The 14148-nt window shown below is 41.6% G+C and carries 13 protein-coding genes, 1 tRNA gene and 2 rRNA genes; 11 read left to right on the top strand and 5 right to left on the bottom strand.

Annotated elements, in window-relative coordinates; translation table 11 throughout:
* Positions 1-107: 107 nt before the first annotated feature.
* The 10 genes from RDV53_RS04430 to mscL all read left to right on the top strand — a co-directional run bounded on the left by RDV53_RS04430 (position 108) and on the right by mscL (position 9857).
* Positions 108-183 (top strand) — tRNA-Glu (locus RDV53_RS04430).
* Positions 184-363: 180 nt separating this feature from the next.
* Positions 364-3261 (top strand): 23S ribosomal RNA (locus RDV53_RS04435).
* A gap of 143 nt (positions 3262-3404) precedes the next feature.
* Positions 3405-3520 (top strand): 5S ribosomal RNA (gene rrf, locus RDV53_RS04440).
* A gap of 190 nt (positions 3521-3710) precedes the next feature.
* Positions 3711-4133: a hypothetical protein gene (locus tag RDV53_RS04445; protein ID WP_005695054.1), complete on the top strand. Its 423-nt coding sequence runs from the start codon at positions 3711-3713 to the stop codon at positions 4131-4133.
* Between the two features lie 207 nt (positions 4134-4340).
* Entirely contained in the window at positions 4341-4850 is a 510-nt protein-coding gene (def, locus tag RDV53_RS04450; RefSeq protein ID WP_005698874.1) for a peptide deformylase, read from the top strand.
* Positions 4851-4909: 59 nt separating this feature from the next.
* The gene (gene fmt, locus RDV53_RS04455) at positions 4910-5866 is read left to right on the top strand and encodes a methionyl-tRNA formyltransferase (RefSeq protein ID WP_005695056.1); all 957 of its coding nucleotides are present in this window, start codon (positions 4910-4912) and stop codon (positions 5864-5866) included.
* Positions 5866-7203 (top strand): 16S rRNA (cytosine(967)-C(5))-methyltransferase RsmB, encoded by a 1338-nt coding sequence (gene rsmB, locus RDV53_RS04460; RefSeq protein WP_005695057.1) that lies wholly within the window; start codon positions 5866-5868, stop codon positions 7201-7203. The genes fmt and rsmB overlap by 1 nt, the downstream gene beginning before the upstream one ends.
* The gene (locus tag RDV53_RS04465; protein WP_005695059.1) at positions 7204-8019 is read left to right on the top strand and encodes a glycosyltransferase family A protein; all 816 of its coding nucleotides are present in this window, start codon (positions 7204-7206) and stop codon (positions 8017-8019) included.
* Entirely contained in the window at positions 8016-9392 is a 1377-nt protein-coding gene (trkA, locus tag RDV53_RS04470; protein WP_005695060.1) for a Trk system potassium transporter TrkA, read from the top strand. The genes RDV53_RS04465 and trkA overlap by 4 nt, the downstream gene beginning before the upstream one ends.
* Before the next feature lie 78 nt (positions 9393-9470).
* Positions 9471-9857: a large-conductance mechanosensitive channel protein MscL gene (gene mscL, locus RDV53_RS04475; protein WP_005695061.1), complete on the top strand. Its 387-nt coding sequence runs from the start codon at positions 9471-9473 to the stop codon at positions 9855-9857.
* Positions 9858-9916: 59 nt separating this feature from the next.
* Here mscL and ispF read toward each other — a convergent pair whose 3' ends face one another.
* Genes ispF through ftsB form a run of 3 tightly spaced genes read right to left on the bottom strand, consistent with a single transcriptional unit; the run spans position 9917 to position 11351 of the window.
* Positions 9917-10393 carry a 2-C-methyl-D-erythritol 2,4-cyclodiphosphate synthase gene (ispF, locus tag RDV53_RS04480; protein ID WP_005695062.1) on the bottom strand — a complete coding sequence of 159 codons (477 nt, stop codon included), beginning with the start codon at positions 10391-10393 and terminating at the stop codon, positions 9917-9919.
* Entirely contained in the window at positions 10390-11073 is a 684-nt protein-coding gene (gene ispD / locus RDV53_RS04485) for a 2-C-methyl-D-erythritol 4-phosphate cytidylyltransferase (protein WP_005695063.1), read from the bottom strand. The genes ispF and ispD overlap by 4 nt, the downstream gene beginning before the upstream one ends.
* A complete protein-coding gene (gene ftsB, locus RDV53_RS04490) occupies positions 11073-11351 on the bottom strand; it encodes a cell division protein FtsB (RefSeq protein WP_005695064.1) in 279 nt (92 codons plus the stop codon). The genes ispD and ftsB overlap by 1 nt, the downstream gene beginning before the upstream one ends.
* A gap of 250 nt (positions 11352-11601) precedes the next feature.
* Here ftsB and RDV53_RS04495 point away from each other — a divergent pair, with 250 nt between their 5' ends.
* On the top strand, positions 11602-12420 hold the full coding sequence (locus RDV53_RS04495; protein WP_005695065.1) for a 5'-nucleotidase, lipoprotein e(P4) family: 819 nt from the start codon (positions 11602-11604) through the stop codon (positions 12418-12420).
* Between the two features lie 67 nt (positions 12421-12487).
* Here RDV53_RS04495 and fabR read toward each other — a convergent pair whose 3' ends face one another.
* Together fabR and oxyR are read right to left on the bottom strand one after the other, a co-directional pair.
* Positions 12488-13111: an HTH-type transcriptional repressor FabR gene (gene fabR / locus RDV53_RS04500; RefSeq protein ID WP_005695066.1), complete on the bottom strand. Its 624-nt coding sequence runs from the start codon at positions 13109-13111 to the stop codon at positions 12488-12490.
* Between the two features lie 25 nt (positions 13112-13136).
* Positions 13137-14042, bottom strand: coding sequence for a DNA-binding transcriptional regulator OxyR (gene oxyR, locus RDV53_RS04505; protein WP_005695067.1), 906 nt, complete (start codon positions 14040-14042; stop codon positions 13137-13139).
* Positions 14043-14148: the final 106 nt, after the last annotated feature.

The following is a 14148-nucleotide window of genomic DNA, read 5'->3' on the forward strand; positions in this document are numbered from 1 at the left end:
AACGAGAGACAATAAGTGTCCACACAGATTGATTGATATATTGTAGAAAATGAATGAAGAGAGAAAAGTGCGTTAAGCAAGTGTAAGATAGAGTATCTTTATTTGTTGTCCCCATCGTCTAGAGGCCTAGGACATCGCCCTTTCACGGCGGTAACCGGGGTTCGAATCCCCGTGGGGACGCCAAATAAAGATAACTTTATTATCTTCTGTTCTTTAACAACCAGGAAACAAGCTGAAAAACTGAAGAGACTTTCAAGTCCTTTAAGGATAAGAAAAAGTCTGAGTAAGAAGAAAATCTTGATTGAACAAAAGCAATCAAGTGTTTAGTTAAAAACACAACATCAAGAATTTTTGAGGTTGTATAGTTAAGTGACTAAGCGTACAAGGTGGATGCCTTGGCAATCAGAGGCGAAGAAGGACGTGCTAATCTGCGAAAAGCTTGGATGAGTCGATAAGAGGCGTTTAATCCAAGATGTCCGAATGGGGAAACCCAGTAGATGAAGAATCTACTATCACTTATTGAATCCATAGGTAAGTGAGGCAAACCGGGAGAACTGAAACATCTAAGTACCCCGAGGAAAAGAAATCAACCGAGATTTCGTTAGTAGCGGCGAGCGAACGCGAAGGAGCCTGTTAGTGATAATGACAGAGACAGAGGAACAAGCTGGGAAGCTTGGCGATACAGGGTGATAGCCCCGTACTCGAAGTCCAGGTCATGGTACTAAGCTAACGACAAGTAGGGCGGGACACGTGATATCCTGTTTGAAGATGGGGGGACCATCCTCCAAGGCTAAATACTCCTGATTGACCGATAGTGAACCAGTACTGTGAAGGAAAGGCGAAAAGAACCCCGGTGAGGGGAGTGAAATAGAACCTGAAACCTTGTACGTACAAGCAGTGGGAGCCCTTTAAGGGTGACTGCGTACCTTTTGTATAATGGGTCAGCGACTTATATTTTGTAGCGAGGTTAACCGAATAGGGGAGCCGAAGGGAAACCGAGTCTTAACTGGGCGTCTAGTTGCAAGGTATAGACCCGAAACCCGGTGATCTAGCCATGGGCAGGTTGAAGGTTGGGTAACACTAACTGGAGGACCGAACCGACTAATGTTGAAAAATTAGCGGATGACTTGTGGCTGGGGGTGAAAGGCCAATCAAACCGGGAGATAGCTGGTTCTCCCCGAAATCTATTTAGGTAGAGCCTTGAGCGGACACCTTCGGGGGTAGAGCACTGTTTCGGCTAGGGGTCCATCCCGGATTACCAACCCGATGCAAACTACGAATACCGAAGAGTGATACTCAGGAGACACACGGCGGGTGCTAACGTCCGTCGTGGAGAGGGAAACAACCCAGACCGCCAGCTAAGGTCCCAAAGTCTATATTAAGTGGGAAACGAAGTGGGAAGGCTTAGACAGCTAGGATGTTGGCTTAGAAGCAGCCATCATTTAAAGAAAGCGTAATAGCTCACTAGTCGAGTCGGCCTGCGCGGAAGATGTAACGGGGCTCAAATATAGCACCGAAGCTGCGGCATCAGTAGCAATACTGTTGGGTAGGGGAGCGTTCTGTAAGCGGATGAAGATGGCTCGAGAGGGCTGTTGGACGTATCAGAAGTGCGAATGCTGACATAAGTAACGATAAAACGGGTGAAAAACCCGTTCGCCGGAAGACCAAGGGTTCCTGTCCAACGTTAATCGGGGCAGGGTGAGTCGGCCCCTAAGGCGAGGCTGAAAAGCGTAGTCGATGGGAAACGGGTTAATATTCCCGTACTTGGATAAACTGCGATGTGGGGACGGAGCAGGTTAGGTTATCGCACTGTTGGATATGTGCGTTTAAGTTGGTAGGTGTGAAGTTTAGGCAAATCCGGACTTCTTTAACACCGAGAGATGATGACGAGGCTCTACGGAGCTGAAGTAACCGATACCACACTTCCAGGAAAAGCCACTAAGCTTCAGGTTTATCTAAACCGTACTGAAAACCGACACAGGTGGTCAGGTAGAGAATACTCAGGCGCTTGAGAGAACTCGGGTGAAGGAACTAGGCAAAATAGCACCGTAACTTCGGGAGAAGGTGCGCCGGCGTAGATTGTAGTCCCTTGCGGATGAAGGTTGAACCGGTCGAAGATACCAGCTGGCTGCAACTGTTTATTAAAAACACAGCACTCTGCAAACACGAAAGTGGACGTATAGGGTGTGATGCCTGCCCGGTGCTGGAAGGTTAATTGATGGTGTAATCGAAAGAGAAGCTCCTGATCGAAGCCCCAGTAAACGGCGGCCGTAACTATAACGGTCCTAAGGTAGCGAAATTCCTTGTCGGGTAAGTTCCGACCTGCACGAATGGCATAATGATGGCCAGGCTGTCTCCACCCGAGACTCAGTGAAATTGAAATCGCCGTGAAGATGCGGTGTACCCGCGGCTAGACGGAAAGACCCCGTGAACCTTTACTATAGCTTGACACTGAACATTGAATTTTGATGTGTAGGATAGGTGGGAGACTTAGAAGTAGTCACGCCAGTGATTATGGAGTCGTCCTTGAAATACCACCCTTTAACGTTTGATGTTCTAACGAAGATTACGAAACGTGGTCTCGGACAGTGTCTGGTGGGTAGTTTGACTGGGGCGGTCTCCTCCCAAAGAGTAACGGAGGAGCACGAAGGTTTGCTAATGACGGTCGGACATCGTCAGGTTAGTGCAATGGTATAAGCAAGCTTAACTGCGAGACAGACAAGTCGAGCAGGTACGAAAGTAGGTCATAGTGATCCGGTGGTTCTGAATGGAAGGGCCATCGCTCAACGGATAAAAGGTACTCCGGGGATAACAGGCTGATACCGCCCAAGAGTTCATATCGACGGCGGTGTTTGGCACCTCGATGTCGGCTCATCACATCCTGGGGCTGAAGTAGGTCCCAAGGGTATGGCTGTTCGCCATTTAAAGTGGTACGCGAGCTGGGTTTAGAACGTCGTGAGACAGTTCGGTCCCTATCTGCCGTGGGCGTTGGAGAATTGAAAGGGGCTGCTCCTAGTACGAGAGGACCGGAGTGGACGCACCACTGGTGTTCCGGTTGTGTCGCCAGACGCATTGCCGGGTAGCTAAGTGCGGAAGAGATAAGTGCTGAAAGCATCTAAGCACGAAACTTGCCTTGAGATGAGTTCTCCCTGTCTTTAAGACAGTAAGGGTTGTTTAAGACTAAGACGTAGATAGGTCTGGTGTGTAAGCGGTGCGAGCCGTTGAGCTAACAGATACTAATTGCCCGAGAGGCTTAACTATACAACGCTCAAGGGTTTTTGAGGTTGTAAGACTAAAATAAAAAGACTCAGAGATGAAGAAGAAAGTTTTGAAGTGAATCAGCTTGTTTGGTTGTGAGCACTAGAGATAGTGAGAGCAGAGAGAAAAGTTATTAAAGGAATAATCCTGGCGGCGATAGAGCGGTGGTCCCACCTGACCCCATACCGAACTCAGAAGTGAAACGCCGATGCGCCGATGGTAGTGTGGGGCTTCCCCATGTGAGAGTAGGACACCGCCAGGTAGTGAATGTAGAACCCCGAGCTGAATGGCTTGGGGTTTTTGTTTATGGATTTTTATTAAAAACTCTATAGAATGATCTCAATTTTTATTTCTCAATATTAAATTGAATCAAATTAAATTAAATATGAAAGAATTAGACTGATATCTTTAATTTTAGGTACGAATATGTTACAATAATATAGATATTTTTATTGTTTATAGGATTTCTTATATTTTCAACAATTTTATTTATATCATATGCTGTTATTGTATGGTTTTCTGCATTTGCTATGCCTCTTTTAGTTCTATTGTTGGTTATACCAGCATTGATGTTTGCTTATACTTATTTGTATGCTTATGTAGCCTCCTTCTTTGTAACCGTAGAAGGTGGGAATTTGGCTTGTGCTTTAACTGTTTATAATTGGTTTAGTTATTGTTTGATCGGTTTCGCAGTCTTGATTATAGGTACTGCTGGTAAAAAAACCAAATCAGGTGCGCTCGATAAGCGTTACTCTAAGCAGAATAAAGAGGATATAGATACAAGCTGGAAAGCGGCAACTCCATTCTTCCTAGTTGGTTTAACGTGCCTAGTAATTAAATATAGTTTTGACAAATTTTGGATTTATATTAATTAATCATTTTACATAATATTTTTAGAAATTAGTTTGAATTATGTAACTGAGTACTAAAGAATCAAGTATTCTAAATTACCAAGACAATTTTGTTGAATCCTTTATGTCAGTTTTCTAGTTTTTTAAGCCCCATTTGGGGCTTTTCTACACATCCTCTTCTAGCTGTGCTAGAATCCTAGCGAAGTTCTATTATTGGAAACAAGAGAAAATATGACCGCACTTAATGTATTAATTTATCCAGATGATCACTTAAAGATTGTTTGTGAGCCAGTTGCTGAAGTCAATGATGACATTCGCAAAATTGTAGATGATATGTTTGATACGATGTACCAAGAAGAAGGCATTGGTCTTGCCGCTCCACAGGTAGATATCTTGCAGCGTATTATTACGATTGATATTGAAGGTGACAAACAAAATCAATTAGTGTTGATCAATCCAGAAATTTTGGCTTCTGAAGGTGAAACAGGTATTGAAGAAGGTTGTTTATCTATCCCTGGATTCCGTGCTTTAGTGCCTCGTAAAGAAAAAGTCACGGTAAAAGCGTTAGATCGTCATGGAAAAGAATTTACGCTTGATGCAGATGGTTTATTAGCAATCTGTATTCAACATGAGATCGATCATTTGAACGGCATTTTATTTGTGGATTATCTTTCACCGTTGAAACGTCAACGTATCAAAGAAAAATTAGTGAAATATAAAAAACAAATTGCAAAACAATAATCAAAAGTGCGGTATAAAATGACCGCACTTTTCCTATCAATACCATAACGTAGAACATTATGAAACCATTGAATATCATCTTTGCTGGTACGCCGGACTTCGCAGCACAGCATCTTACTGCACTCTTAAATTCACATCACAATATTATTGCTGTTTATACGCAGCCAGATAAACCGGCTGGCCGCGGTAAAAAATTGCAGGCGAGTCCTGTAAAGCAATTAGCAGAACAGCATCAAATTCCTGTTTATCAACCAAAATCCTTGCGTAAAGAAGAAGCACAAGCAGAACTTAAAGCATTAAATGCTGATGTAATGGTTGTTGTCGCTTATGGTTTGATTTTACCTCAAGCGGTGTTGGATATGCCTCGTTTAGGTTGTTTAAATGTGCATGGTTCTCTCTTACCTCGTTGGCGTGGTGCTGCACCTATTCAGCGATCTATTTGGGCAGGGGATCAACAAACAGGTGTGACGATTATGCAAATGGATATGGGTTTGGATACTGGCGATATGTTGCACAAAGTGTATTGCGATATTGATGATCAAGAAACCTCCGCCTCGCTTTACCATAAATTAGCTGAAATTGCGCCATCTGCATTGATTGATGTTTTGGATCATTTGGAAGAAGGGAAATTCATTGCGGAAAAACAAGATGATAGCCAAAGTAACTATGCAGAGAAACTTTCCAAAGAAGAGGCTAAATTAGATTGGTCGCTATCGGCAGCCCAGCTTGAACGTAATATTCGCGCGTTTAATCCTTGGCCGATTAGTTTCCTACAATTAACTGATGAACAAGGTAATGAACAAACCTTAAAAGTTTATGCTGCTACCGTGTTGCCACATGTGGATAAACCAGCTGGGACGATTTTAAGTGTCGATAAAAAAGGTATCCAAATTGCCACGAAAGAAGGCGTTTTAAATTTATTGCAACTTCAGCCCGCAGGCAAGAAACCTATGTCTGTGCAAGACTTCCTCAATGGTCGAGCAGATTGGTTCCAGGTCGGTAAGGTTCTAAACTAATGGTATCTCAACGCAAAAAAACAGAAAAATCGACCGCACTTTCTGTACGCGCTATTGCTGCTCAAGTGATTTTACAGGTTTTAGATCAAGGTAAGTCCTTATCAACGTTGCTTCCTGAAGTGCAATTGCAGGTAAAACCACAGGATTTGCCTTTATTACAGGAAATCACCTTTGGTATTTGTCGCGTATTGCCTTGTTTAGAAAATATTATAAAAAAACTATTAGATAAGCCATTGAAGGGTAAAACCCGCATCGTGCACTGCTTGCTATTGGTGGGATTGTACCAATTACTTTATATGCGCGTGCCCGCTCATGCGGCGGTAGATGAAGTGGTGAACGCCACAAAATCATTAAAATCGGACAGTTTCCGTGGTTTAGTTAACGGTGTATTGCGTCGTTTCTTACGGGAAAAAGAAGATATTCTTTCCGTAGTCGATAAGCATTGGCAAACGCTTCATCCTGAATGGTTTGTGAATAAAATCAAAAAAGCTTATCCGAATTGGCGTGAAATTATTGAGGCGAATAACCAAAAGCCACCAATGTGGTTACGGGTCAATCAACAGCAAAATAACACGAAAACTTACCGCACTTTGTTGGAAAAGCAAGAGATAGCAGCATTTGAATGTGATAATCCACATGCTCTGCGCTTAGCTCAACCACTTTCTGTCTCAAAACTACCAAATTTTGAACAAGGCGCAGTGACAGTTCAGGATCTCAATGCCCAATGGTCTGCTTTATTGCTTGAGCCACAAAATGGTGAATTAATTTTAGATGCTTGTGCAGCGCCTGGTGGGAAAACTACGCATATTTTAGAAATGGCGCCACAAGCGAAAGTGATTGCACTTGATGTCGAAGCGCATCGCTTAAAACGTGTCGAAGAAAACCTTTCTCGTTTGAATCAACAGGCGACAGTTGTTTGTGGCGATGCGACCGAGCCAGAAAAGTGGCTCTCAGAAATAGGTTTAAGTGGTGCATCCTTTGATCGTATTTTATTAGATGCACCTTGCTCAGCAACGGGCGTAATTCGTCGTCATCCAGATATTAAATGGTTACGTCAAGAAACGGATATTGCTCAATTGGTTGCCTTGCAAGGGCAAATTCTAAAAGCACTTTGGGCAAAATTGAAACCTAATGGCATTTTGCTTTACGCGACTTGCTCGGTGCTTCCCGATGAGAATAGTCAGCAAATACAGCGTTTTTTAGCTGAAACATCCAATGCAGAATTGATGCCATTGCCGTTTGAACAAACGGAAAATACGATAGGAATCCAATTCTTACCACAAGAGAATGGCGGGGATGGGTTCTATTATGCAAAATTGAGAAAACGGTCAGCTTAAATGAATTTGCCTTTAATTGATGTCGTCATTCCTTGCTATAACACTGAACAAACGCTTGTTCGTGCAGTGGAGTCTGTGTTGCAGCAAAATAATCTTGGTCACCTTTGGCTGATTGATGATGCATCGACAGATAATACATTTGCATTAGCCTTACAGCTTGCAGAACAATATCCAGACAGAATCTCCGTCGAGCAAATGCCAAAAAATAGCGGTGTTGCGATGACTCGAAATTGGGGCGCAATGCTCTCGGCTAAAAGTGCGGTCGATTTTGTCGCATTTTTAGATGCGGATGATGCATACGAACCTGGTGCATTGGAAGTGGCTGCAGCAACCTTTCATTTTCAGCCAGATACTTCAGTCGTGAGATTAGCATTAAAGCCGATAAATTTAGCTCAACGCTATGCAGAACACCCTAATTTTGATCTGGCATGGCAATATATGCGCATGACCTGCGGGGGAAATATCATTTTCAATAAAGCTTTTTTCTTAGCGTGTGGCGGATTTCCAACACATCAATTATTCAGAGAGCTCGGCGGTGAAGATGGCGCTTTAGGCATTGCAACCACTAAAACGGCAAAAGTAGCGACATTATTTGAAGATGTAGGCGTGTTGCATTTTTGTCGTGAAGGTATGCATGCGGAACGTTTACTCGACGGCCTATTATTTGGTAAACAAGATCCAGCGATTACCGCAGAAAAAATGGCAAAAGCTGAACAAGTCACATCGAACATTTGTCGCCGTATTGAGGCATTAAAGTGCGGTCTAAATTCAGCTGAAATTGGTATCCGACCTTTGGTTGTGGAGAGAACAGAATGAAAATAATCATCTTAGGTGCAGGGCAAGTAGGCACAACGCTTGCGGCAAATTTAGTGAGTGAAGATAACGATATCACGCTAGTCGATAATGAATCTCAACATTTGCAGAATTTGCAAGATAAGCATGATTTACGCGTGGTTAAAGGTTCCCCTTCTTCACCCAAGGTTTTGCGTGATGCAGGAGCCGCTGATGCAGATTTGATGGTTGCAGTAACGGCATCAGATGAAATCAATATGATTGCTTGCCAGTTGGGATATACCCTTTTCAATACCCCAACACGTATTGCACGTATTCGTAATGCGGAATATTTGCGTGAGAAAGATAAATTATTTAATGATGAAAACGTCCCCATCGATCATCTGATTTCACCAGAAAATTTAGTTACGGATGAGATTACACGTTTAATTGCTTATCCAGGTGCCTTACAAGTGGCGCATTTTGCCAATAATCGAATTAGCATTGTGGTTGTAAAAGCCTATTACGGTGGTCCGTTAGTGGGCTATGCACTATCTGCTTTTAAAGAGCATATGCCACACATTGATTGCCGTATTATTTCGATTTTACGTAATGATAGATTAATTCGTCCGCAAGGCTCGACCATTATTGAGGCGGGCGATGAAATCACATTCATTTGTGCGACAGAGCACATTAAAGCGGTGATGAGTGAGTTGCAACGCCTTGAGAAAACCTACAAACGTATCATGATTGTTGGCAGTGGAAATATTGCCTCAGGTGTGGCGAAACAGTTAGAAGATAAGTATCAAGTAAAACTCATTGAGCGCGATGGAGAAAAAGCGAAAGTTTTAGCTGAAAGACTTTCTAAAACCTTGGTTTTCCATGGTGATGCTTCTGACCAAAATTTGCTTTTTGAAGAGCATATTGAGAGCGTCGATGTCTTTTTATCTCTAAGTGCGGATGATGAAGCTAATATTATGTCGGCGTTACTGGCAAAACGCCTAGGGGCTAAAAAAGCCATGGTGCTTATTCAACGCATGGCATATATCAATTTGATTCAAGGTGGAACCATTGATATTGCGGTTTCACCACAACAGGCAACAATCTCAGCTTTATTAGGACATGTGCGTAAAGGGGATATCAAAAGTGTGGCCTCTTTGCGTCATGGTACCGCGGAAGCCATTGAACTTGTTGTGCATGGCGATGCGACCACATCCAATGTGGTTGGAAGACAAATTGGCGATATCAAGCTGCCTGTAGGGGCAATGATTGCGGCAATTTTACGTAAAAATGAAGTAATCATTACTCGTCGTCAGGTTGTTATTGAAGAAGGCGATAATGTGATTGTTTATATTAATGACAAGAAATCCGTGTCAGAAATTGAAAAATTATTCCAACCAAGTGCATTTTTTATTTAAATAACAGTTTACTTTTTAATCTGAAAACCTATAATACGCACTCTTTTAATTTTTTAAACCAACACAAAAGGAAATTTTATGAGCTTTCTTAAAGAATTCCGCGAATTTGCAATGCGTGGCAACGTAGTAGACATGGCAGTCGGTGTGATCATCGGTGGTGCTTTTGGTAAAATCGTGAGCTCACTTGTAGCTGACGTAGCAATGCCTGTATTAGGTATTTTAACTGGTGGTGTGGATTTCAAAGATTTAAAAATCACATTAGCAGAAGCAGTAGGTGAAACCCCAGCAGTAACCTTAAACTACGGTGTATTTATTCAAAACGTTTTTGATTTTATCATCATTGCATTCGCAATCTTCATGATGATCAAAGGTATTAATAAAGTGAAAAAACCAGTAGAAGAAGTGAAAGGCCCTTCACAAGAAGAATTACTTACTGAAATTCGCGATTTATTAAAAAAACAATAAGAATTTGATCTAAATAAAAAAAGGTTGGTATTTTACCAACCTTTTCTTTTACCTAAAATTTAAGCTTTTAATAATAATGCAACAGCCTCGCAAGCAATACCTTCACTTCTACCTGTAAAGCCAAGTTTTTCTGTTGTGGTTGCTTTAACATTGACTTGCTCAATATCACAATGTAAATCTTCCGCAATTTTCGCTCGCATTGCATCGATATGCGGACGCATTTTAGGGGCTTGTGCAATAATGGTCACATCCACATTACCTACTTTATAGCCTTTTTCTTGTACTTGGCGGAATGCTTCTCGTAATAAAACACGGCTATCTGCATTTTTATATTGCATATCGGTATCGGGGAAGAGTTTACCGATATCTCCTAATGCTGCTGCACCTAATAAGGCATCCGTTAAGGCATGTAAGGCGACATCACCATCAGAATGGGCAATAAATCCAGTGTGGTAAGGCACTTCAATGCCTCCAATAATTAAAGGGCGATCTTCGCCAAAGGCATGAACATCAAACCCATGTCCGATTCGTATCATAGCGTTTTCCTTGTTAAATAAAATTCGGCTAAAGCTAAATCTTCTGGACGCGTGACTTTAATATTATCACTTCGTCCTGCCACTAAGTGCGGTTGAAATCCGGCTAGTTCCATAGCAGAGGCTTCATCTGTAATATTGGCGCCTTGAGAAAGCCCCTGTTTAAGTGCATTTCTTAATAGATCGCAACGGAAAAATTGAGGCGTCTGAGCAAGCCAGAGTTCAGTGCGATCTTCTGTTTTAATAATATTTTGTTGTTTATTCGCGCGTTTAATCGTATCGACCGCTGGAATAGCTAAAATAGCACCTTGCTCATCATCGATTTGGAGCAATTTATCTAAATCTTGATGGGTTAAACAAGGTCTGGCTGCATCATGCACCAACACCCAAGCATGGTCATTTTTTATCGCGTTGAGTCCATTTAGAACTGACTCAGCTCGTGTTTCTCCCCCTTCAACTAGGGTGATATTTTGATGAGGGAATAAGGTAATTTCAGAAAGATAGGGATCATTTTTTCCCACCGCAAGGATAACGTGATTGATTGCAGGGTGGGATAGAATGACAGAGAGTGTATGTTCCAGAATCGTCTTGTCTAGGATTTTCAGATATTGCTTAGGTTTATTTGCCTGCATACGGCTTCCAACGCCTGCAGCAGGAATAACGGCAATAATTTCGCGGCTCATTATTTATGCTCTTTGACGATGTGATAGAACACTTCGTTTGGTTTGACCATATCATGGCTCATGCGTGCACGTTCTTCAATAGATTCAAAGCCTTTTGTTAATCCTTGAATTTCGGCGGAAATCATTTGATTTCTTTGTGAGAGCTTTTCATTTTCAGCTTTATTCTCTTTGATTTGAGCTGCGACATCTTTGTAATCAAAATAGCCGTTTTTACCAAACCAAAGATCGTACTGAAATAGCACGAGAATACCCACTAAAATTCCAATGAAAAGACGCATAAATTACCTATTATTTCTGAAAACCGGGGATAGTTTACCGTGAAATACAGCGAAATGCGATGAAAAAGTGCGGTTAAAAATAAGATGATTTTTGAAATGATTTCATCGGGCTTGTTAGATTACTTCAGAATGAAAAATGTGATCTATCTCACAAATTAGTTATAAAGTTTGATAAAGCCGTAGCCACTGCCCGAATAGGCTTGTTATACTTTTGCTTGTCATTATGACTTTTTAACAGAAGGAACAATCAATGAAAACAACATTAAAACTTACTGCTATTGCAGCGATGTCAGCATTTATTTTAACGGGTTGTGCAACTCAAGATAAGAGTGCAGAAGCGGATGCTCAGCTTCAACAACAAGCGGTATTAGGTCTTAACTGGATTCAACAATCAGGTGAATACCAAGCCCTTTCTTACCAAGCATACAATGCGGCAAAAGTGGCATTTGATCACGCTAAAGTGAAAAAAGGTAAGAAAAAAGCTGTTGTGGTGGACTTAGATGAAACCATGTTAGATAACAGCCTTTATGCAGGTTGGCAAGTGCAAAACAATAAACCATTTGATGGCAAAGACTGGACTCGTTGGGTAGAAGCTCGTCAATCAGGTGTGGTACCAGGCGCAGTAGAATTCAATAACTATGTAAATACCCACGGTGGTAAAATGTTCTATGTCTCTAATCGTAAAGAAAGCAATGAAAAAGCAGGTACGATTGATGATATGAAACGTTTAGGCTTTAATGGTGTTGAAGATTCAGCGTTTTACTTGAAAAAAGATAAATCACCAAAAGCTGCACGTTTTGAAGAAATTGAAAAACAAGGCTATGAAATTGTCGTTTATGTGGGTGATAACCTCGATGACTTCGGTGATGCGATCTATGGTAAACAAAATGCAGAACGTCGTGATTTCGTGGCACAAAACAAAGCGAAATTTGGTAAAACATTCATTGTTTTACCTAACCCGAACTATGGTGGTTTTGAAGGCGGCTTAGCGAAAGATTACTTCAAAGGTGATTCAAGCAGCAAAGTGAAAGCACGTTTAGATGCGATTAAAGCTTGGGATGGTAAATAATTCCCTGTTTTAGATAAAACAACACCCGCAGAGATGCGGGTGTTTTGTTTTGGTCGAAAAGTGCGGTCTATTTTCGCATCATTTTTTCTTTATGTGCGGCAAAATCTCCACCTTTCGCAAGCATGCGAAGTTGTAAGATAACGCGTTCTTTTAGCAAATCTTGTTCGGCCTTAGTCATATCTAAGGCATTGGAGCCTGCTGTGAATACGATGGTTACCATGCCTTCAGCCTGTACATAAGACACATATTGAGAATAGTGATTTTTTTTCGCAATGTATTCAGCTAATTCATCGACAAAGTGTTTGATTTCACGAGCAGCTGCGGTACGGAATGCTTGAGAGGTACCCGAGCTTTCACGTAAGAGCAAACGGAACACGTTGGTGCTGTGAGTGATAAATTCAAAAAAGGTTTCCACGGATACCCGGATCACACTTCCGCCAGCATCAATGCGTTTACGCGCTTGGCGCATTAATTGGCGAAGCGTTAAACCAGCCTCATCAACCATTTCTAATCCGAGCTCATCCATATCGTTAAAATGGCGATAGAAAGAAGTCGGTGCAATACCTGCTTCACGAGCCACTTCACGTAAACTTAGATTGGAAAAACTTTTTTCTGCACTCAATTGATTGAACGCTGCGTCAATCAAGGCTCGACGGGTTTTTTCTTTTTGAATTGCTCGTACACCAGCCATTTTGTTTTCCTCAGTCTATGATGAATTATTTTTTATTCGATAAAATGGATTTCACTTGTTCACTGATTGCGCTTGCAACACGTTCATAACGATTACGTAATGGTGATCCAGGACGATAAACCAGAGTAATAGTTCGAGCCGGTTCTGGTGAATGGCAAGGGATATATTTTACGCCTTTACGTGTGCCTTCATTTAATACAGCAAGTTCTGGCATAAAGGTAATACCTGCATTAGCTGCCACCATATTGCGTAAAGTTTCTAGACTCGTCGCTTGGAAGTGAGAGTCCTCTTTCGCTCCTGCCGTAAAACAATAATCTAACGCCTGATTACGTAAGCAATGCCCATCATCTAACATGAGCATTTCTTGCCCTTTTAAGGTATTCATGGCAATTTTGCTTTCTGAAGCCCATGGATGTTCTTCTGAAACAGCAAGTAACATTTTTTCATTAAAAATTGGTACTTCTATAAAAGCTTCAGTTTCAGGCACACGAGCTACAATCGCACAATCTAGTCGACCTGTTTCTAATTGTTCTAATAATTGATGAGTTTGAGCTTCGTAAAGAAATACTTCAAGATCGGGAAATGTTTCTTTTAATGTTGGTACAATATAAGGAAGTAGGTAAGGCCCAACAGTTGGGATGAGACCAATGTGTAACGGCCCCGTCATTTCTTTACCTTGATTGCTAGCCATTTCTTTAAGTAATTTTACTTCACGTAATACAGTGCGAGCTTGTTCCACAAGTAACATACCCGATTGCGTGAAGAGCACTTTACGGCTCGTACGTTCAAGTAAAATAATGCCTAACTCATCTTCGAGTTTGCGGATTTGGCCACTTAAAGTGGGTTGGCTAACATTGCAAGAATCCGCCGCTCGACGGAAATGTTTAAACTCGGAAAGGGCAACTAAGTATTCTAAATCACGAATATTCATAGGGTTCTCACTTTATAGAATATGTCAATTAAAAGGATAGAATTAATTGATTGTAACTATATCACAAAACTTTCTATAATGCCTATCAAGTTTTTAAGGCAAATTC

The organism is Haemophilus parainfluenzae ATCC 33392 (assembly GCF_031191205.1).
Taxonomy (GTDB): Bacteria; Pseudomonadota; Gammaproteobacteria; order Enterobacterales; family Pasteurellaceae; genus Haemophilus_D; species Haemophilus_D parainfluenzae.

Bases quoted from the DNA above. Each gene is read 5' to 3' on its own strand.
- fabR (WP_005695066.1), bottom strand. From the start codon at position 13,111: ATGGCTGGTGTACGAGCAATTCAAAAAGAAAAAACCCGTCGAGCCTTG.
- ispD (WP_005695063.1), bottom strand. From the start codon at position 11,073: ATGAGCCGCGAAATTATTGCCGTTATTCCTGCTGCAGGCGTTGGAAGC.
- ftsB (WP_005695064.1), bottom strand. From the start codon at position 11,351: ATGCGTCTTTTCATTGGAATTTTAGTGGGTATTCTCGTGCTATTTCAG.
- RDV53_RS04495 (WP_005695065.1), top strand. From the start codon at position 11,602: ATGAAAACAACATTAAAACTTACTGCTATTGCAGCGATGTCAGCATTT.
- fmt (WP_005695056.1), top strand. From the start codon at position 4,910: ATGAAACCATTGAATATCATCTTTGCTGGTACGCCGGACTTCGCAGCA.
- RDV53_RS04465 (WP_005695059.1), top strand. From the start codon at position 7,204: ATGAATTTGCCTTTAATTGATGTCGTCATTCCTTGCTATAACACTGAA.
- ispF (WP_005695062.1), bottom strand. From the start codon at position 10,393: ATGATACGAATCGGACATGGGTTTGATGTTCATGCCTTTGGCGAAGAT.
- oxyR (WP_005695067.1), bottom strand. From the start codon at position 14,042: ATGAATATTCGTGATTTAGAATACTTAGTTGCCCTTTCCGAGTTTAAA.
- trkA (WP_005695060.1), top strand. From the start codon at position 8,016: ATGAAAATAATCATCTTAGGTGCAGGGCAAGTAGGCACAACGCTTGCG.
- def (WP_005698874.1), top strand. From the start codon at position 4,341: ATGACCGCACTTAATGTATTAATTTATCCAGATGATCACTTAAAGATT.
- rsmB (WP_005695057.1), top strand. From the start codon at position 5,866: ATGGTATCTCAACGCAAAAAAACAGAAAAATCGACCGCACTTTCTGTA.
- mscL (WP_005695061.1), top strand. From the start codon at position 9,471: ATGAGCTTTCTTAAAGAATTCCGCGAATTTGCAATGCGTGGCAACGTA.